Origin of the sequence: Anabaena sp. CCY 9910, assembly GCF_963920875.1 — a bacterium.
In the GTDB taxonomy this organism is placed as follows: domain Bacteria; phylum Cyanobacteriota; class Cyanobacteriia; order Cyanobacteriales; family Nostocaceae; genus Trichormus; species Trichormus variabilis.
Genome location: NZ_CAWUDJ010000032.1, coordinates 21,975 through 38,520 on the forward strand (window position 1 = coordinate 21,975; position 16,546 = coordinate 38,520).

Genomic DNA, 16,546 nt, shown 5'->3' on the forward strand with positions numbered 1-16,546 from the left:
CGCTGTTTCATCAACAACGTCAGTCATTAATCAGTCGCATATTCGAGAATTCGTTCCCATTCCCAACGCCACGCTGTCTCTACCAAGATTTCTTTGCCGTTGGTGAATTTGATAAACTCTGTGCCATTGTCGTAAAACACATCTGCAACAAGTTGATTACGTAAATCGTACCCCCATAATTTAGCTGCGGCATTCCACCACCTTTGTCCAGGTGATTCTAAGCTTGGTAGTTCCAGGTAGTCATCAGACCATGCCATCGGTTTCCATTGTTCCTGCAAAGCACGAATCAAAATTGCGTTTGGGTAAACTTGTTTTTCATTCTTTTGCAACCACAGCGCATAGTCGATTGTGCTTCTAAACGCATCTTCTAGCCCAAAAGTGCAACCTTCTAGGGCTTCTTGGACTTGCTCAAGTGAAAAATTTACACCGATGGTAACTAATGCCCGTTCGTATTTCTTGTAGATTTCGTATTCAACCGAATCACGTTCCCAAAACCAAAAACTTGACATACCTGCTAAAAATATTTTGCAGTTTCAATTGATTCGATTGTAGCAAGTGCAGGTCTTGGTGCAGTATTAGCAGCGATCACCTACGCCATCGCAACAGTATTTGAATTGGCCTGATGAATGCGGTAAGCTTTTCCCGTTGACGATGAAGATGGGGGACTGACATAGGTAGTTTTTGTGTGGAAACTTGAGCATCCCACGTCTTCCCCTTCTGTGTCATCTTTGTCTCAGTAAAAATCTACCTATATCAAGCCTTCAGAACTTTTTTGCACCACTAAGAGACAAAATAAGATACGTCTGGTGTAAATTAAATTTTAGCAGACAGTTATAGATTGGAAAGTTTAAACATCAATTCCACACTACCGATATTTTTTATGAGGAAAGATTTTTGATGATAAGCTTGTAACTTTCATCTGGGAGCATCCACTTTCGGCGGATAGACTTTTTTATATGAACCATGTAGTAGGTTTTTTGGAGTCCCAGAATTATGTTTCTTCCAAAAGTGGATGCTCCCCTTTCATCTTCTATCTTTTCCTCTCTTTTTCCTAATTCACACCATATGTATTTTGCAGTTGTAGTTTAAACGGGATTCTTAACTCGTTCTTAGTAGTGATAATAAATTTATAGTCATATAATGATATTTTTTTGGCGAGACAAACCCTAATGAATACTAATCAATTTGAAAGAAAGTTGCTATCTGCTAAAGCGCCAGCTAATGTAAAAAAAACATCAGAAGGTTTTTTATTGCAGAATAATGAAGGCATTAAGCGACAACAGGGAAATATCATCAGTAGGCTGATTGGTAGATTGATTTCAATTTCTTTTATACTTATTTTTGTATTTCTCTTTTGGTGGTTTTTTTTATTAATTGCTGTAGTTTCTATTTTATTTAATAAAAACTTCAGAAATCAAGTTAAAAATTCTCTTGTCGCTCAATTTTGTCTTTTCCCAGCAGAAGTCCTATTATCTTCTTATCCCTTACGTTTGGGGGAAGAATGTAATTTGATTTTTCGTCGTCGTTTCAAAGGAAATCTGAAAACAAAGCAACCAGAACAATTAACCTTCAAGATAGCTTGTGTGGAGCGAGTCGAGTATAAGAAAGGAACTGATACAGAAATAGAGGTTCATACGATTTGGGAATCTCAACCTCAATTTCATTCTGTACCGACAGATGTTGATATATTTTCATTCAAAACAATTTTTACGGTACCGAATGACCTTCCTCCTTCTTTTGAAGGTAAGAATAATCAAATTCGCTGGATTTTCTTGGTTGAGCAAAATATTTTAGGGGTTTTTGAGCGTATTAATTCTAGTTTTGTCTTTATTGTTGACCCGGTATTAGTAAAATGATTAATTTTTATCTCAATTCTGATTCGCTCGAAGTCGGAAGTGAATTGACTGGAAGCTGTATTTGGACACCCGATACACAAAACAAAGAGAAGTCACTAAAACTGACAATTGGTTATAGAACCGAAGGACGGGGAGACGTAGATAAGCAAACGCTTTTTGAAACGGAACTTAAATTCTCAGAACGCACTTCTTTTAGGTGTAAAATTCCGATGGCAGGGCCAATATCATACGACGGTCAATTAATAAGAATTATCTGGGAAATTGCAGTTACTTCCTCAAAATGGTTCGGATGGAATGACATCGTAAAAAAACAAGTATTTCGGGTCATTCCTCGACAATAGGAGTAATCTTTAAATGTCTTATTGCGACCCTTATCATCGACTCGGATTGCGACGTAACCCTTTCATTGCACCCGATGATTTAGAAATTTCTCCTGAACGTTGGTTAGATTTTGGCTTTTCTCAACCACCTCCCATCCAAAAACGATTATTTTGGCAAGTAATTGGTGAAAAAGGAGCAGGCAAAACTTCGCACCTTCTACATTGGAAGCAACAAACGGGGGGCGTATATTATTCTTGTCAACCGGGATGGAAACGATGTTCATTACCACCAGTCGCTAAAATCGTTTATTGGGATGAAGCAAACCGTATTCCCTTACCTCTATTGCTGACTAGTTTATTGGTATCGCGTTGTATTAATGCAACCGTTGTCGCAGGAACTCACGATAATTTAACTGAATTCGCCAGTTTATTTGGCTTTGAAATTAAAAATATGACATTATCTACCCTCTGCGTTGAGAATCTGTTACAGTGGGCAAAAAAGTTGATAGAAGCAGAGCGACTTTCCCCTTCAATACCCATTAGCTTAGAATTATCTACCGATAATGCCAGAGAAATTGTTGCAGAATCTCAAGGTTCTTGGCGACAAGCAGCAACTTATCTACATATTTGGGTTGCTCGGATAGTAAAAGATTCTTGAAATCAAATCAATCTAACCACCACCATTTTTACAAGCCTAAAGAAACCCGGTTTCTCATCGCTTACTGACTAGCATTTTTTAGTCCATTTTAATGGACTTATGCTCTTAGAGGATGTTTGAAAAGTTATAGGGAGTCAAAATTAAGCCAATCGCTTCACCATAATACGGATCATTGCAAGGTAGATAAATTTTTCTGAGGTTTCGGGTAATAATTCATAATCTCTAACCAATCGCCGACATCCCATGAACCAGCCAAAAGTACATTCCACGACCCAAGGTTATATTTGGCAAATTTATCTTTTAGAGATAATTCAATTAGTCAATTAAATATAATTAAAATTACAACAGCTAAAAAAGAATAATTTGAGTTAGAAATTATCTAACTTCACTACATATTTACCACTACCCCATTGAGATACATCCGAATACATTCTTCTTTTATCTCATTGCTATAAGTTTTTGATGGCTCATAATCCTGAATAAACCGGCGACGACAATGACAGCAAATGTGATTCTGTTTACCTCTTTTTATCTTATTCTTACGGATATGATGAGAGCCACATTCAGGATAATTAATGTTTTAGCACCCTATATTCATCCCTTATTATGCAACGCCGATTTCTGAGCTATTGTGATCGCACTTGTGTGCAGTGAGGCGATTCTGGGATAAGTTTGGCAAACATAATGAGTTCTTAAAACTCCTTTAAGATTTACAGTATAGTTTTTTAACCTATATTCATTAGTATAAAAATCCTCATGTTTCAAACTACCGTGTTAACTCTGCTATTAACAAAAGTATTGAACCTGCAAATGAAATCGAAAATCAATATGAACAAACAATCCTTTAACCAAAAATACGCAATAATTCCTCTATTAAGTGCAATAATAGTCACCAACGGATTTTTCACTAAAGTATCTGCTCAAGATATTTCTGCTCCAGAGACTACGGATTCTGTTGAGGTCACTGTCAAAAACCAAGATTTTCCCCAATGGGGATATTACACAATACGGAGAGATTTTCGCAGATGTGCCTCTCCAATCTGCGGTGGATATTTCATCAAGCAAGTCAATTTGAAAGCTACTCCTTGCCTGGATGGTGTTTTTCGTTCCGAATGCTATGCGTCGGCAATTGATTGGAATTCGTTGAAAGTCTCACCTTCCCAATTGGCAAAAATTCAAAATGATGATGGTAGTCGTCTGCTCCTCAGAGGTAACATCGTTCCAGTGACATTTCCTGGCATCGGTGAGTTTGGGAATTTGCGAGTAAAAGAAGCCTTCATAGCCGCTACAAATGTCCCGGCGAAAGGTACTTTTGCAGGACTAAAAGACAATGGCATTCGCTGTATTACAACTCCTTGCTTCTCTACAGATCAGCTGGTTCTAAACAAGCCGAATATCTCTCAAGTTTCGTCAATCGATTTGAGTCAAACGGGTGCAACGCAAAAACAACTTGACGCAGCAGCCAGTGAAATTTTTGGTCAAGGTTTGATTGCTGTAGGTACAACAAAGGTAGTTGAAAACATAGATCCAACCAAGAGAGATACTCAGTTTGCCGCTACACAATTTTATCTGAGAGTGGCACAGAATTAAAGGAATTTGGGCGTAGGTTGTAATTTTCTATACTAAATATTTGAGTATTCTACCTTTTGAGAAAGAGAAAATGAGTTATTTAGACATCTCAACGAATATCCAGACAATTTCTACGACCCCTTTTGCCGATCAAAAGCCCGGCACCTCTGGGGTGCGGAAAGCAGTAAGTATATTTGAGCAACCCCACTACTTAGAAAACTTCATCCAATCTATTTTTGATACGCTAGGAGACTTAGAAGGGCAGACATTAGTTTTAGGTGGTGATGGTCGTTATTACAATCGCCAAGCTATTCAAACTATCCTAAAAATGGCTGCGGCTAACGGTGTAGGTAGAGTTAAGGTCGGCCAACAAGGAATTTTGTCAACTCCTGCCGTATCCGTCATCATTCGCAAGTACAAGACTCTTGGGGGTATTATTCTCTCTGCCAGCCATAATCCTGGCGGCCCAAAAGGTGATTTTGGCGTTAAATACAATATCAGTAACGGGGGGCCTGCACCGGAAAAAGTAACAGAAGATATCTACGCCCGCAGCAAAATAATTGACCAATACCAAATTTTAGATGCACCAGATGTAGATTTAGAAACTTTGGGTGAATCTCAACTGGGAGCATTGGTTGTCGAAGTCATTGACTCTGTGCAGGATTATGAAAAGTTAATGGAGTCTTTGTTTGATTTTGAGCGCATTCGTCAACTTTTAACTTCTGGTAACTTCCGGCTGTGCATAGATTCACTTCATGCGGTGACTGGCCCCTATGCCCATGCCTTATTTGAGCATCGCTTAGGCGCACCGTCGGGAAGTGTGCGTAACAGTACACCTTTGGAGGACTTTGGCGGCGGACATCCCGACCCAAATTTAGTGTATGCCCACGAATTAGTCGATATCCTTTATGGAGAAAATGCCCCAGACTTTGGTGCAGCTTCCGATGGCGATGGAGATCGCAATATGATTTTAGGGCGGAGGTTTTTCGTTACTCCCAGCGATAGTCTAGCAATTTTAGCTGCCAATGCGAACCTAATTCCAGGATATCAGGCGGGTATAACAGGAGTAGCACGGTCTATGCCTACAAGTCAGGCAGTAGATCGAGTAGCAGCACGGCTGGGAATTGAGTGCTACGAAACACCCACTGGTTGGAAGTTCTTTGGCAATTTATTAGATGCAGATAAAGCTACTCTGTGTGGAGAAGAAAGCTTTGGCACTGGCTCCAACCATATTCGAGAAAAGGACGGGCTATGGGCAGTCCTTTTCTGGCTGAATATTCTGGCAGTCAGACAACAATCTGTAGAAGAGATTGTCCGTGAACACTGGCAAACTTACGGACGCAACTACTATTCTCGTCATGATTATGAAGAAGTAGATGCCGAGGGAGCCAACACCTTAGTAGAACAACTGCGATCGCAAATACCAAACCTGAAAGGAAAACGATTTGGTAAGTATGAAGTTGAGTATAGTGATGACTTTAGCTACACCGACCTAGTCGATGGCAGCATTAGTCACAAACAAGGCATTCGCATCGGCTTTACTGATGGATCTCGCATCGTTTTCCGGTTATCTGGTACGGGTACTCACGGTGCAACTTTACGAGTTTATCTAGAATCTTACGAACCGGATACTGCTAAACAAAACCTCGATCCGCAACAAGCACTAGCAGATTTAATTGCGATCGCCGATGAAATTGCTCAAATCCACACCTTCACAGGTAAAGAAAAGCCAACTGTGATTACATAAGAAAATTAAGGAGATTAGACTTATCGGAAAACTCCTGGCACCAGACTTGTCACGTCGTTTCTCTACGAGACGCTACGCGTAGCTTGCTTCCCCCAAAGGGTACGCTCCAATTCAAAAAAGGTCAAAGCTTTGAAGTATTATAATCAACTACTTGCTATGAGCTTACCAGCAAGGTAATTTACAAAACAATGGGAAAAGGGAGATTAGAAGCATTCAGCGATGGTGTAATCGCCATCATCATCACCATCATGGTGCTGGAATTGAAAGTGCCTCATGGGGGCGATATAGGCGCACTTCGTCCATTGCTGCCAATATTATTGAGCTATATCTTAAGTTTTGTCAACGTTGGGATTTACTGGAACAATCACCATCACTTGCTACAGGTAGCCAAGCAAGTTAATGGTCGAACTCTTTGGGCGAATTTGCATTTGTTGTTTTGGTTGTCCCTCATTCCCTTTGCTACTGCCTGGATGGGAGAAAACCACTTTACGGCTTTGCCAGTTGCCTTTTATGGTGTGGTTCTGTTGATGGCGGCGATCGCTTATTTTATTCTGAGTCGTACCTTAATTTCTCATCACGGTCGAGACTCAATGCTGGCCAAGGCTGTTGGTCGAGACTTTAAGGGCAAAATATCAGTGTTGATTTATGCGGCAGCGATTCCCCTTGCATTTGTAAAACCGTGGTTTGGTTGTGCATTGTATGTTCTAGTTGCAATTATGTGGCTCATTCCTGACCGTCGGATTGAAAAGACTTTGAGATAGTTAGACTTAATTCACCAGCTTCAACTCCTCACGCTTGCTGTTAGATCCAACCATCTTAAGCAACTGCTGATTAAGATAACTCTGTGCCGAAACATAAAGGTTATCCCAAATGACAGGATTCCGGCAGATTTTGCTACCAACTGTATTACCCGCCAACTTTTCTGACACCAAATACTTGCGGTAATAGTTATTCCACAGATGTTGCAGAAAATCTTCAGCAAACTCATCAAAAGGTATTATCCAGTTGTAGTTCTCATCCAAAAACACCCGATAAGCAGCAACGATGGGCATGGCGATATCCGCCGGCGCAGAAAAGCCGAACGAATATCTGCTATCGGGTAGCAGCGTATTCTTGCGTGCGTCGATTGAGGCGAGGTCAACTACTCCTTTTTTCTTAGGCTTGGTGATATGTTCCTCAATGATTTGAAACAACCTTTGCTCAATCCACAACCCTTTGGACAGTAGTGGCAACAGTTTCGACAGACGTTGTCTTTCCGCCTCACTCAAGCTAGGTGTGTTACTCACAGGTGGGTGTTTGGTTCTGCTTTTAGAGTCTGGGTTGTACTTATTCCTATCCAAACAATTCATTAATTTGATGAGATGGTTGACATTGCACTGTGGACTCTTAGGCGCACCGCTTTGGTTTTGGTAATAAGCAATTCTGAACTTTGTCTTTTGCTCACGTTCCAATTGTGCTAAGAACTGCTTGAGGAATTTGTAGTCACCCCTGGCGTTGACTTTAGAGCGCGCATCCACCGGGGCAGATGTGTTTGATGCCAGAGCGATATCCTTAGCCTCATCTTCCGTTAAGCCAATATGTATTGTGACTTTGACTCTAGCTTCTGTTAGGTCATATTTATAATTTCTTGCTTGCTCAAACGCTAAAACCGTATGCCCACCATTAATGATGCCGTCGCTACCACCCTCAGAAGCCTCAAGTATCTCTAGCTCTAGCTGAGTCTTTTTACTGTTGGGCTTAACCTTGTTGGCACACAGTACAATTCCACTATGCCGCTCGAAGAACTTTTCGGGTTCGGTGGTCAGTGAGTCAAAAATTTGTCTGTATGTCGAACTTTTCTTGTTTGGTTCCCGAATATTTGGTTCTAGTGGTAGGTCAGAGGGAAAGCTGTCAACGTGAACGGTAGCGATGATGCAATTGGAAGTTGCATTGAAAAACTGGTCTATTTTCAAAGCCCAATTTTTTGGCATAGTCTTCTTAGCCCAAAAGTGCAGTGCATATTGATCCAGAGTACAGAATCCTGAATCGAATGGCACTAAAAAGCCTCAAAATATCTTGGCATAAACTTTAGAGATATCTGAGCAAATATATTTAAGGAGGTAGTTCAATCTTACAAATCAAGAACGCTGATTTTTTGCACAGATTGCGGTGATTATTCACGCTCTGGTTCATAGATTAGTGCCTCAACACCTGATCTGAACGATTGTGATTCCAAAAGCTTTAAAGTTGTAGTTATACCTTCTTGAAACAGACGCTTGCCTTTACCTACAACCACTGGGTAAACAAGCAACCGATAGAGATCCACAAGATCGTGCCGAATGAGAGTTTGTACAAGCGCGGAACTGCCGTAGACCAGAATGCCCTGTCCGTCTTGCTGCTTGAGCCGGGCAATCTCTTCGACGATATTGTCTTGGATGAGTATTGAGTTGTTCCATTCTACTCCGTTCAATGTCTTGGACACCACGTATTTGCGGACGTTATTCATGTATGAAGCCCCATCATCAGTGCTGTTTGGCCAGGCGGCGGCAAACCCTTGATAGGTCACGCGCCCCAGGAGCAAAGTATCACTGGTGAGTTGCTCTTGATCTTTAAACTGAGCGATGTCGTCATTCCAATAAGGTGCAGTCCAAGCAGGTTCTTCTATAACGCCATCAAGTGACATGAATTCAGTGACGACTAGTTTTCGCATGGTGTCATCCTTTTACCATTCGCTGTTTAGCGCGATTATGGTGCAAGCAAGAGATCGTAGTCTTGGAAAAAAACGCAAACTATGGAACCGCGATTTTGGGAATGATTTGCGCGGGAGTTTTGCCAATAAAGTGCTTGAGCGAATTAGTCAGATGTGCCTGATCGAAGTACCCTAGCTCGAAGGCAGTGTCTAAAATGGATGTACCTTGCTCAAGCCACCAGACGGCACGGTGGGCGCGTTCGATTTGCTGAATCGTCTTTTGAGTTAATCCCGTTGCCTGCAAAAAACGGTACTGTAAGGAACGTATCGATATGTCGGGCTTGTGTCCCTGTATTGCCGCCTCGACCACTGGATCTCGCACAAGTATCCCCTGATGAATCAGCCTGTTGACAAACACATCGGCGTTTTCAAAGGTCGGCAATTCCCAGGACACACCATGCAGCCAGAAGCAAGTATTTGACGCTTCAGGAAGAGTTGCATCCTGCCGATCCACAAGGGTTTTTACAGGAAGATGGGGCATGAAGGTGCCAAGTGTGAAGGTGATGCCAAAGAACTCAGCTTGGGCAGGGAAATCGGCAAGGGATGCTTTAGTTTCCGGGCCTCGTGCGACAATCTTTGTCTTGCCGTTGAAGGTGGCGATGACGATCTCCCAGTGACTGACAGCTGAGGAAGTAAAACTACCAGCACTCGCGCTCTTGGTGTGCCAAATCGTTTCGACAAAAGACAAGTCTGCCGACCTGGTTTCAAATACAAATTCCATGCTGTCTTCCGTAGGAATAGCAGAACCATCAGAATGAATGAGTGGGAGATTCAGACCCACCACTCAATTCTTGCACCACTAAATCTCCGATTTAGTGTGGTGTTTCACCGTTTATACTCCTACGGAGAAGCAAGCTACATCCACCAGTCGCACAGAATTCAATTGGAGAATTCTGGCTCAGTGACGGATGTATTCTGTTTGATAAATTCTTGTCCATTGTTATAAAACTTTCCGGTGTTGAAAATTATTTTTTGTTCGATGTTTAAGAATGCTCTGCTTTGCTAAAAGAAAGTCAAAACCAGTGTTTTGGATATGTCCTGTCTTGGGCTAAATTATTGAAGATCACAGCGCATAGCACTAGAATCATCGATCCCTCAAAGGCAGGGGTTAGCAGAAATTGCCAGCCCGGTTTCGTCATCATAACGACTAATGCAACAGCACCCGAAGGTGGGTGTAGAGTTCCGGTCAGCTGCATGATTCCAATTGCACAAGAAACAGACATTCCCATTGCCAAGGGAGAAGAACCAAGAAAATGCAGAATTATCAGACTCACGATAGCAGCTAAAAGATTACCCCCAATGACATTACGAGGTTGAGCCAAAGGACTTTCAGGGACACCAAATATCAAGACGCTTGTAGCACCAAAAGGAGCCATCAGCAAAGGAGAATTAGTTTTTATAGCCAGGTAAGAAGTTGCAGTAATAGCCAAGAAACTACCAATCCAACTCCAAAAAACGTGCCGATGATGAGGTCTGTCTATTGGACAGGTTAGCGGACATGAGCGCCATCTGCCGACGGTTTTAAACCAATAATTCTCCCATGTCAACCGAACTTTTTTATAGTCGATCATGAACCAATTGATAATTATGACTCTCTGAATGGACTGAGCAATACTTGATTAAAGTTACGATAACATGACATTTCTGCAAAAAGCCAAAAAAAGTATCTTTAGATACAGATTTTTATTTTATTGAAAAATAGTTTATATGCCGGATAATGAGGCGGTAGCGTTGCAGTAGATGATACGGCGGTTTGAGGTGTGGACAGTAAGCTCATAAATCTGCTCAAAATCCTGTGAAGCGATTACAGCAACGTCAGCGATTCATCAGTCGCATAGCTGAGCAGTCGATCCCATTCCCAACGCCACGCAGTGTCTACCGTGATTTCTTTGCCGTTGGTGAATTTGATAAACTCTGTGCCGTCGTCATAAAACACATCTGCAACAAGTTGATTACGGACATCATACCCCCGCGTTGACGCGGCTGCATTCCACCACCTTTGTCCAGGTGACTCTAGATTTGGCAGTTCCAGATACTCATCACGCCATGCCATCGGCTTCCATTGCTCCTGTAAAGCACGAATCAAAATCGCATTGGGATAAACTTGCTTTTCATTGTTTTGCAACCACAGCGTATAGTCGATTGTGCTTCTAAACGCATCCTCTAGCCCACAAGTGCAACCTTCTAGTGCTTCAGATACTTGCTCAAGAGAAAAATTTACACCAATGGTAACTAATGCCCGTTCGTATTTCTTGTAGATTTCATATTCAACTGAATCTGGTTCCCAAAACCAAAATCTTGTCATACCTGCGAAAAAAATAGTTGGCTGTTTCAATTGATTAGATTGTAGCAAGTGCTTCCTTTGGCGCAGTATTATCAGCGATCGCTATCGTCATCGCAATAGTATTTGAATTAGCTTGATGAATGCGGTAAGCTCTTGTAATTAACAAGCCATTTACCAGCTTCATCAGTATTATGGGTCAGGGAGTATATCCAGATAACTGGCAAGAAATAGCCACAGCCTTAAAAGCAGCTTCCAACTGGCGTTGTGCCAAGTGCGGTAGAGCCTGCTTACGTCCAGGGGAAAAACTTGATAATTTCTATCGTGGCAAAACTAGCTAGAGCAAAAACTTAAACCTAGTAAGTTCGTTATTATTTAAAATTTTGGTTTACCTATTTACGCCTATTTCAATCATTAAAAATCTACTCTAGTAAGTTTTACCGCTCTAGGATAATTTAACTTTTTCTGAGCGCAAAGCCTACACATTGCAAGTACATCATTGGAATAGAGATCCGTCTGATAATCGTGTAGAGAACTTGGTTTGTCTATGTAGTGGCTGTCATCTGTCATACCACCGCTTTGGCAGAGGCAATGTTTCGCCTGGGCAATTGTCACTGTTTGCAGAGCAGAAAGTCAATTAATTTGCTTCACTTGATTGGTTTTGGTGAAACAACTTTCACTCAAATCCAAAAGCTCACACTACTAATTCTTAATCTAACTAACCCTGATAGAGAACTAGCCGTTGAATTGCATGGGGTGTATTTGCAGGCATATACACAAACACACCCGGTAAACTTAGAATTCCGTCGTCATGTTGTCCATATCAAAATATTTTGGTTTACGCTTTTTTGTGGCTTAATTTTCTTTGAGAAAATGCAGCAGCACAGGGTTCACCTGATCAGCATGAGTCCAGTTAATGGCATGTGGTCCGCCAGGAATGACTACAAGTTGACTGTTTTTAATCAGCTTCGGGAGTCTTGCTGCGGTAGATTCAAGCGGCAATATGCGATCGGCATCTCCATGAATGATCAAAGTTGGCACGTCAATGCGGGGTAGATCGTCGCGGAAGTCAGTCAGCCAAGACGGTACACAATCCTGTGTTGCTTTAGCAGAAGCTCCTGCTGCCACATTCCAACTTGCCTGAATTGCTTCATTGCTGATGCGATCGCCGAGAAACACATCCACGTTGAAGAAGTCTTTGAGGAATGTGGATAGATAGGCTGGACGATCTTCAGCAATTGCTTTCATAATGCCGTCAAAAATACTCTGAGGAACTCCCTCCGGGTTATCATCGGTCTTCAACAGAAAGGGTGGCACTGGACCCATTAGCACTGCTTTACTGACACGCTCTGAACCGTATTTACCAAGATAGCGAGTTACTTCACCTGTTCCCATTGAAAAGCCGATCAGGACGGCATTACGCAAATCAAGTTTTGTCATCAGCGTGTCTAAATCCGCCGCAAAGGTGTCGTAGTCATAGCCAAACGAAGGCTGACTGGAATCACCAAATCCACGGCGATCGTAAGTAATGACTCGGTAGCCTTCTTTTAGCAACACTCCAACCTGTTTTTCCCAGGAATGACCACTGAGCGGAAACCCATGAATCAACACCACAGGTTGACCCACTCCGAAATCTTCGTAGTAAATATCAATGCTGGCAGAATTTTCTTGACCGACAGTAACGTAAGGCATGAGAGTCTCCTTTTTTGTGAATTGGTTTATTGTTTGATTTCGATAAGCGCAAGAACAATCTCAGTCTTTATAAAAATTGGTTCCACGTCCGGTTTCCACATCCCGTAAAAAACGTTCGAGTACCGGAGCGAATTCTTCCTGCGCTTCCCAGAAAAGGGTGTGCCCCAGCCCGCTCAGGCAATGACAGAGGCTCTCTCACAAATTGGCATACGCGACGGTATCGAAGTAATCAAGATTAACTAAGTGATCCGCGCCACCATTCACCACCGCGAGCGGAACAGGACTGCTTTCCACGATCACTTTTCATCTTCTTACAGTGGGCGGCTCAGCCAGCCACTTCCACCTCTTGGCAGGGCATCATCCGGTACGCCTTCTTGAGGATGTCTGCTGCTCGTTCGCCGATGACGACGCAGGGAGCCATCGTATTTCCACTTGTGATCTCAGGCATAATGGAAGCATCCGCCACACGCAGCTTATCGATGCCATAGACCTTCAGCTTGCCATCGACTACGGACATGGAATCTTGCCCCATCTTGGCAGTACACGACTGATGCCAGTATGTAACTGCTGCGTTGCGGGCGAAGTTCTCCATTTCGCTTCGACCTAGTTTGCCTGGCAGAGCTTCACGTTTCACCAGTTTCTCGAAGACGGTACTATTGCCGAGGTCACGGCAAAGTTCGATGTTAGTGAATGCGGCTTTAAGGTCATCAGGGTGCGACAGAGTGTTTGCATCGATTAGCACCGGGTCGTTTACGTCAGGGCCGGAAAGCCTCAACGTGCCTCGGCTTTTAGGGTGCGCCAGACCCGCAAACATTGTCCAACCGTGCGCCGGAACCCCAAGGTAAGCCGTATCCGCGCTGGGTACCGGAAACTCAACCTGACAGTGAAACATATCGGGCTGCTTGAGGTTGGGATCACTAGTCCAGTAAAGAGTAGCTTCCGAGCCGCCATTGCCAATCTTCTGAGGCTCAAGGTATTCAAAGATGCAACCAAATGAAACGTGGTCTTGATGATTCTGTCCAACACCAGGAAGGTGCTGAACAACTGGTATTCCGTGCCTGCGAAGTTCTTCTTCCGGCCCGATTCCGGATTGGAGGAGAACCTTCGGCGTATTGATTGCGCCGAGAGAGAGTATGACTTCCTCTGAAACGTAGTACTGATTGCGCCTGCCATCCTGGATCACCTCAACTCCGATAACAGACTTGTCATCAAAGATAAGCTTGCTGACAATAGTGTCAGTCAAGACCGATAAGTTCGGCTGATTCAGGCGAGGATAGACATACGATCGAAAGATGGAAGAACGACATCCGTTTTGGATAATTAGATCGTTTATAGCAGCGCCTCCGCGCCCTTCCATCATTTCGCCGTTGGGACTCTCGAAACGCGGAATACCCATACTGTTTGCGGCCTCAATCATGGCCTGTGCAATGGGCTGGGGATTTGCTGCGGATTCCACATAAACAGGGCCGCCTGTTCCCCGACGCACAGGGTCACTTGCTCCCTGCCAGTTTTCGATACGGCGATAGATATCCAGGATGGATTCATACCCCCACGCCGGATCGCCGGAAGCCTCAGCGAAGTAGTTCCAATCATTCTTGTGTCCTCTTGCCCATACCATGACGTTGATACTTGAGCCGCCCCCAAGTACCTTGCCCATATTCAGTGGAATTGAGCGTCCGTTCAGATGCGCGTTGGGCTGTGCAACGAAAGCCCAGTCACGTTCTGAACCAAGATTCAACGGCCATTGTGCTGGAGTCATCACCTCTGGCACTTCATCAGTTCCACCTGCTTCGATTAGCAAAACATTAACTTGTTTGTCTTCGGCGAGCCTTGCCGCTATTACTGAACCCGCAGGGCCTGCGCCGCAGACGATGAAGTCGTAGTGTTCGTTCACCATAAGAGAAGTACCTCCAAATTTCGTAATGTTGATTTGTTCTTGCTTGGGCGTTAGACGGTCGGGATCGTTCCTCCGTCAATGACATATTCAGCACCTGTGATGTAAGAGGCGCGATCGGACACCAAAAAAGCAACAAGCTCCGCGACCTCTTGGGGGCGACCTGGTCGTCCCATCGGGATTCCTCCGAGTGAGTCCATCAGCCCTTGGCGTTGAGTATCAAGGTCTGTGCCGGACTGCTGAGCTAATCTCTCGATGAGTCTCTCAGCCGCCTTCGTTTCGATGAAACCGGGCGCGACGGCGTTGACACGCACCCCCTGGGGCGCAACTTCGTTTGACAGCCCTTTGCTGTAGGTTGCCAGCGCCGCTTTTGCCGCCGCATACGCTAATGTCGCGTCGTAAAGCGGGAGCCGACTCTGGATCGACGAGATATGGATGATGACACCTGACTTCTGTTCAAGCATCCGGGGCAGAAACGCCCGATCCAAACGGACGGCAGCGAATAAATTGTCATTAATTGCCTGCTGCCAATCCCCATCTGTCAGGGCAAGCGCACCACCGCTTGGCGCAGAAGAGCCGCCGACATTGTTAATTAGGATGTCCACACTGCCGAAACGAGCGAATACTTCCTGCACAAGTTTGTTTACCCCATCGGGCGTGCTGAGGTCAGTCCCTATGAACAGGTCAGGCGATTGAAGGTTTTCGGGAATTGAACGCGCGGTAGTTATGACTGTTGCACCAGCTTGCCTCAGTCGTGTAGCGATCGCTTCACCTATGCCTTTTGTCCCGCCTGTTACCAAGACTTTTTTGCCGAGTAGTTCGGTGGAATCAATTCGGATGTTGGTAATTGTATTTGTGTTCATGTTGAATGTGTTTGTATTTGTGTTCATGTTGAAATCATCAAGCAGTGGTAACAGGCTGAAAATAATTGGGAGTTAATTTACTGAGTCGCTAGCAATTTAATGAATGACAGCAACAATAGCTGCCGTTATTTGTTCCACAGTCCAGCGATCGCTATAGCGAATCCCATTAATAAACAGTGCTGGGGCAGATGTTACTCCACTTTGATATCCACTCTCGATATCTTGATGGATGCGATCAATGTGAGCTTGTGTCGATATATCTTGCAGGAACTTATAAATATCAAGTCCTAAACTATCGGCATACTCCACAAGAAAGCCGTTTTCCAGGGCGTGTTGATGCGTAAACAGTAGGTCGTGCATTTGCCAAAACTGACCCTGTGCGGCGGCGGACTCTACAGCTTCCGCTACCTTTTGCGCGCGGGGATGGAGTGTATTCTCAATGAAATGACGAAATACTACACAAATCCGATTCTCCTCAGGAAAATTAGAAGTGAAATGCTGTTGAATGACCTGAATTAATTGATGCAGTTCTCCGCATTGAGAACATTCGTAGTTTCCATATTCCACAAGTACAACTGGGGCATTGAGCGTTCCCTGGTAGTGATCGCGCTGGGAAGGTGGAACAAGGAGTTGGTTAGAATAGCTATCTTGGTTCATCGGACATTTTGACAAAAGAGTTTCTCATGACATGAGTGACTGCCATGACTATTTATGATTCCTCCTACAATCGTTGAACCTTCCAATACATCCTGATCAAGGAGAAAAGAGAAAAAAGAATGAAAAGCAATTTGTTTTATCTTTACCCTTTGTCCTTTCCCAAAATATTGGAATTTCGCTCCTTTATTTCAATAGCTTTAGCTTACAGAGTTGGCAATACTTTGTCGCCAACTCAGAGTTGAGTCTTGAAAAGAACTAAAGGATGGGCGTGATCTATCTCT

18 protein-coding genes and 2 pseudogenes are annotated in these 16,546 nt (G+C 43.6%); 8 read left to right on the top strand and 12 right to left on the bottom strand.

Features of this window, described 5'->3' with window-relative positions; translation table 11 throughout:
* Positions 1-26: 26 nt before the first annotated feature.
* Positions 27-509: a hypothetical protein gene (locus ACM5QX_RS20820; RefSeq protein WP_414755248.1), complete on the bottom strand. Its 483-nt coding sequence runs from the start codon at positions 507-509 to the stop codon at positions 27-29.
* Between the two features lie 660 nt (positions 510-1,169).
* On the opposite strand from ACM5QX_RS20820, the gene ACM5QX_RS20825 reads away from it, so the two are divergent.
* From ACM5QX_RS20825 to ACM5QX_RS20835, 3 genes are read left to right on the top strand one after another with little or no spacing between them, the layout of a single operon-like run.
* Positions 1,170-1,856 (top strand): hypothetical protein, encoded by a 687-nt coding sequence (locus ACM5QX_RS20825; protein ID WP_414755249.1) that lies wholly within the window; start codon positions 1,170-1,172, stop codon positions 1,854-1,856.
* Positions 1,853-2,197 (top strand): hypothetical protein, encoded by a 345-nt coding sequence (locus tag ACM5QX_RS20830; RefSeq protein ID WP_414755250.1) that lies wholly within the window; start codon positions 1,853-1,855, stop codon positions 2,195-2,197. The genes ACM5QX_RS20825 and ACM5QX_RS20830 overlap by 4 nt, the downstream gene beginning before the upstream one ends.
* A gap of 13 nt (positions 2,198-2,210) precedes the next feature.
* Entirely contained in the window at positions 2,211-2,834 is a 624-nt protein-coding gene (locus ACM5QX_RS20835) for a hypothetical protein (RefSeq protein ID WP_414755251.1), read from the top strand.
* A 140-nt stretch (positions 2,835-2,974) separates the two neighbouring features.
* Here the strand turns inward: ACM5QX_RS20835 and ACM5QX_RS20840 are convergent.
* A pseudogene (locus ACM5QX_RS20840) lies at positions 2,975-3,109 on the bottom strand (transposase); the annotation flags it as partial.
* Between the two features lie 553 nt (positions 3,110-3,662).
* Here ACM5QX_RS20840 and ACM5QX_RS20845 point away from each other — a divergent pair.
* The 3 genes from ACM5QX_RS20845 to ACM5QX_RS20855 all read left to right on the top strand — a co-directional run bounded on the left by ACM5QX_RS20845 (position 3,663) and on the right by ACM5QX_RS20855 (position 6,911).
* Positions 3,663-4,424: a DUF6748 domain-containing protein gene (locus ACM5QX_RS20845; protein WP_414755252.1), complete on the top strand. Its 762-nt coding sequence runs from the start codon at positions 3,663-3,665 to the stop codon at positions 4,422-4,424.
* Between the two features lie 70 nt (positions 4,425-4,494).
* The gene (locus ACM5QX_RS20850; protein WP_414755253.1) at positions 4,495-6,150 is read left to right on the top strand and encodes an alpha-D-glucose phosphate-specific phosphoglucomutase; all 1,656 of its coding nucleotides are present in this window, start codon (positions 4,495-4,497) and stop codon (positions 6,148-6,150) included.
* Positions 6,151-6,338: 188 nt separating this feature from the next.
* On the top strand, positions 6,339-6,911 hold the full coding sequence (locus ACM5QX_RS20855) for a TMEM175 family protein (RefSeq protein ID WP_414755254.1): 573 nt from the start codon (positions 6,339-6,341) through the stop codon (positions 6,909-6,911).
* A gap of 6 nt (positions 6,912-6,917) precedes the next feature.
* Here the strand turns inward: ACM5QX_RS20855 and ACM5QX_RS20860 are convergent, their stop codons facing one another.
* From ACM5QX_RS20860 to ACM5QX_RS20885, 6 genes are all read right to left on the bottom strand, one after another.
* Positions 6,918-8,120 carry an AIPR family protein gene (locus ACM5QX_RS20860; RefSeq protein ID WP_414755255.1) on the bottom strand — a complete coding sequence of 401 codons (1,203 nt, stop codon included), beginning with the start codon at positions 8,118-8,120 and terminating at the stop codon, positions 6,918-6,920.
* Positions 8,121-8,302: 182 nt separating this feature from the next.
* Complete coding sequence (locus ACM5QX_RS20865) at positions 8,303-8,839, bottom strand: dihydrofolate reductase family protein (protein WP_414755256.1); 537 nt, start codon at positions 8,837-8,839, stop codon at positions 8,303-8,305.
* A gap of 79 nt (positions 8,840-8,918) precedes the next feature.
* The gene (locus ACM5QX_RS20870; RefSeq protein ID WP_414755257.1) at positions 8,919-9,599 is read right to left on the bottom strand and encodes a helix-turn-helix domain-containing protein; all 681 of its coding nucleotides are present in this window, start codon (positions 9,597-9,599) and stop codon (positions 8,919-8,921) included.
* Positions 9,600-9,891: 292 nt separating this feature from the next.
* Positions 9,892-10,449 carry an HPP family protein gene (locus ACM5QX_RS20875; RefSeq protein ID WP_414755258.1) on the bottom strand — a complete coding sequence of 186 codons (558 nt, stop codon included), beginning with the start codon at positions 10,447-10,449 and terminating at the stop codon, positions 9,892-9,894.
* 233 nt (positions 10,450-10,682) lie between these two features.
* Positions 10,683-11,183, bottom strand: a complete 501-nt coding sequence (locus tag ACM5QX_RS20880) for a hypothetical protein (protein ID WP_414755259.1) — start codon at positions 11,181-11,183, stop codon at positions 10,683-10,685.
* Positions 11,184-11,217: 34 nt separating this feature from the next.
* Positions 11,218-11,346 (bottom strand): hypothetical protein, encoded by a 129-nt coding sequence (locus tag ACM5QX_RS20885; protein ID WP_414755260.1) that lies wholly within the window; start codon positions 11,344-11,346, stop codon positions 11,218-11,220.
* 7 nt (positions 11,347-11,353) lie between these two features.
* Here ACM5QX_RS20885 and ACM5QX_RS20890 point away from each other — a divergent pair, with 7 nt between their 5' ends.
* Both ACM5QX_RS20890 and ACM5QX_RS20895 read left to right on the top strand, forming a co-directional pair.
* The gene (locus tag ACM5QX_RS20890) at positions 11,354-11,500 is read left to right on the top strand and encodes a hypothetical protein (RefSeq protein WP_414755261.1); all 147 of its coding nucleotides are present in this window, start codon (positions 11,354-11,356) and stop codon (positions 11,498-11,500) included.
* A gap of 111 nt (positions 11,501-11,611) precedes the next feature.
* Positions 11,612-11,800: pseudogene (locus ACM5QX_RS20895) on the top strand (HNH endonuclease); the annotation flags it as partial.
* Positions 11,801-12,014: 214 nt separating this feature from the next.
* Here the strand turns inward: ACM5QX_RS20895 and ACM5QX_RS20900 are convergent.
* The 4 genes from ACM5QX_RS20900 to ACM5QX_RS20915 form a co-directional block, all read right to left on the bottom strand.
* Positions 12,015-12,851 (bottom strand): alpha/beta fold hydrolase, encoded by an 837-nt coding sequence (locus tag ACM5QX_RS20900; protein ID WP_414755262.1) that lies wholly within the window; start codon positions 12,849-12,851, stop codon positions 12,015-12,017.
* A gap of 325 nt (positions 12,852-13,176) precedes the next feature.
* The gene (locus ACM5QX_RS20905) at positions 13,177-14,748 is read right to left on the bottom strand and encodes a GMC family oxidoreductase (RefSeq protein ID WP_414755263.1); all 1,572 of its coding nucleotides are present in this window, start codon (positions 14,746-14,748) and stop codon (positions 13,177-13,179) included.
* 50 nt (positions 14,749-14,798) lie between these two features.
* Positions 14,799-15,635 carry an SDR family oxidoreductase gene (locus ACM5QX_RS20910; RefSeq protein WP_414755264.1) on the bottom strand — a complete coding sequence of 279 codons (837 nt, stop codon included), beginning with the start codon at positions 15,633-15,635 and terminating at the stop codon, positions 14,799-14,801.
* Positions 15,636-15,704: 69 nt separating this feature from the next.
* The gene (locus tag ACM5QX_RS20915) at positions 15,705-16,265 is read right to left on the bottom strand and encodes a DsbA family protein (protein WP_414755265.1); all 561 of its coding nucleotides are present in this window, start codon (positions 16,263-16,265) and stop codon (positions 15,705-15,707) included.
* Positions 16,266-16,546: the final 281 nt, after the last annotated feature.

Excerpts from the sequence above, each read along its gene's own strand:
- ACM5QX_RS20915 (WP_414755265.1), bottom strand. The coding sequence starts at position 16,265 with ATGAACCAAGATAGCTATTCTAACCAACTCCTTGTTCCACCTTCCCAG.
- ACM5QX_RS20845 (WP_414755252.1), top strand. The coding sequence starts at position 3,663 with ATGAACAAACAATCCTTTAACCAAAAATACGCAATAATTCCTCTATTA.
- ACM5QX_RS20850 (WP_414755253.1), top strand. The coding sequence starts at position 4,495 with ATGAGTTATTTAGACATCTCAACGAATATCCAGACAATTTCTACGACC.
- ACM5QX_RS20820 (WP_414755248.1), bottom strand. The coding sequence starts at position 509 with ATGTCAAGTTTTTGGTTTTGGGAACGTGATTCGGTTGAATACGAAATC.
- ACM5QX_RS20905 (WP_414755263.1), bottom strand. The coding sequence starts at position 14,748 with ATGGTGAACGAACACTACGACTTCATCGTCTGCGGCGCAGGCCCTGCG.
- ACM5QX_RS20880 (WP_414755259.1), bottom strand. The coding sequence starts at position 11,183 with ATGACAAGATTTTGGTTTTGGGAACCAGATTCAGTTGAATATGAAATC.
- ACM5QX_RS20825 (WP_414755249.1), top strand. The coding sequence starts at position 1,170 with ATGAATACTAATCAATTTGAAAGAAAGTTGCTATCTGCTAAAGCGCCA.
- ACM5QX_RS20890 (WP_414755261.1), top strand. The coding sequence starts at position 11,354 with ATGGGTCAGGGAGTATATCCAGATAACTGGCAAGAAATAGCCACAGCC.
- ACM5QX_RS20885 (WP_414755260.1), bottom strand. The coding sequence starts at position 11,346 with ATGAAGCTGGTAAATGGCTTGTTAATTACAAGAGCTTACCGCATTCAT.
- ACM5QX_RS20870 (WP_414755257.1), bottom strand. The coding sequence starts at position 9,599 with ATGGAATTTGTATTTGAAACCAGGTCGGCAGACTTGTCTTTTGTCGAA.
- ACM5QX_RS20900 (WP_414755262.1), bottom strand. The coding sequence starts at position 12,851 with ATGCCTTACGTTACTGTCGGTCAAGAAAATTCTGCCAGCATTGATATT.
- ACM5QX_RS20910 (WP_414755264.1), bottom strand. The coding sequence starts at position 15,635 with ATGAACACAAATACAAACACATTCAACATGAACACAAATACAATTACC.
- ACM5QX_RS20865 (WP_414755256.1), bottom strand. The coding sequence starts at position 8,839 with ATGCGAAAACTAGTCGTCACTGAATTCATGTCACTTGATGGCGTTATA.
- ACM5QX_RS20830 (WP_414755250.1), top strand. The coding sequence starts at position 1,853 with ATGATTAATTTTTATCTCAATTCTGATTCGCTCGAAGTCGGAAGTGAA.
- ACM5QX_RS20860 (WP_414755255.1), bottom strand. The coding sequence starts at position 8,120 with ATGCCAAAAAATTGGGCTTTGAAAATAGACCAGTTTTTCAATGCAACT.
- ACM5QX_RS20855 (WP_414755254.1), top strand. The coding sequence starts at position 6,339 with ATGGGAAAAGGGAGATTAGAAGCATTCAGCGATGGTGTAATCGCCATC.
- ACM5QX_RS20875 (WP_414755258.1), bottom strand. The coding sequence starts at position 10,449 with ATGATCGACTATAAAAAAGTTCGGTTGACATGGGAGAATTATTGGTTT.
- ACM5QX_RS20835 (WP_414755251.1), top strand. The coding sequence starts at position 2,211 with ATGTCTTATTGCGACCCTTATCATCGACTCGGATTGCGACGTAACCCT.